Consider the following 750-nt stretch of genomic DNA (forward strand, 5'->3'; position numbering starts at 1 on the left):
CCAAATACAAGATCGACAACCGCACCCTGCAGTTGCTCAATGCCCAGGTCAACCTGACCGAAACCTTCAACCACGTTCTGCGCACAGCACCGAAGCGTGAATGCCTGGCATTCCGTCTCAAGGCTGAGCGCGGCACAGTGGAAAGCACTTTTGTCGTCGAACTGGGTAGCGAACGCCACACGCTAACCCTGCCAAACCACAAGAAGATGCACCTCAAACTGGCCGATTTCATTGAAGAGATTGCCAACGGTCCGTTCGACGCGAGCAACTCCAGCGACTTGGCGCATCTCCCGCATGCCGATCGTCAATACGGTCGCTTTGAAGCCCAGGACAAGCAGCGCGTGTTCGAACTGGTGCACACCGGCGGCATGCTGAGCCTCGACATGGGTTTTGAACTTCCCCTGCATGTGGCGCTGCATCGCACTTATACACGCCGCGGCGTCACCGCGATCTTGAGCATCGGCAACAAGAGTCCGCATACGCGCTGCTTCACCTTGTATGACTCCGATGCCGAGATCTACGCAAAGGTCATTGAGTCCATTAATCACCTTGCTGCAGCGGCCACTCCAGCTGCGCACGCAGCATAGGAGAGAGATATGGAACGCACCCTCGCTCAAGCCGCCGCACAACTCGGCCTCACTCGCCCCAAATTGATCGCTCTCATGCGGGAAAAAGGTTTGCTCAAGGGAAACCTGCCGGCGGACCCGAAGCGCGACAAAGCGTACCTGCGGATCAAGGACAGCCCCTGGC

The 750-nt window shown here is 57.7% G+C and carries 1 protein-coding gene and 1 pseudogene; both read left to right on the forward strand.

Annotated features, from left to right (window positions below):
• A partial coding sequence (locus KVG87_RS25715) for a BTB/POZ domain-containing protein (protein WP_217853241.1) occupies positions 1 to 587 on the forward strand: 587 nt, incomplete at its 5' end.
• 9 nt (positions 588 to 596) lie between these two features.
• Positions 597 to 750: pseudogene (locus KVG87_RS25980) on the forward strand (phage antirepressor KilAC domain-containing protein); the annotation flags it as partial.

Source organism: Pseudomonas siliginis, assembly GCF_019145195.1.
GTDB lineage: Bacteria > Pseudomonadota > Gammaproteobacteria > Pseudomonadales > Pseudomonadaceae > Aquipseudomonas > Aquipseudomonas siliginis.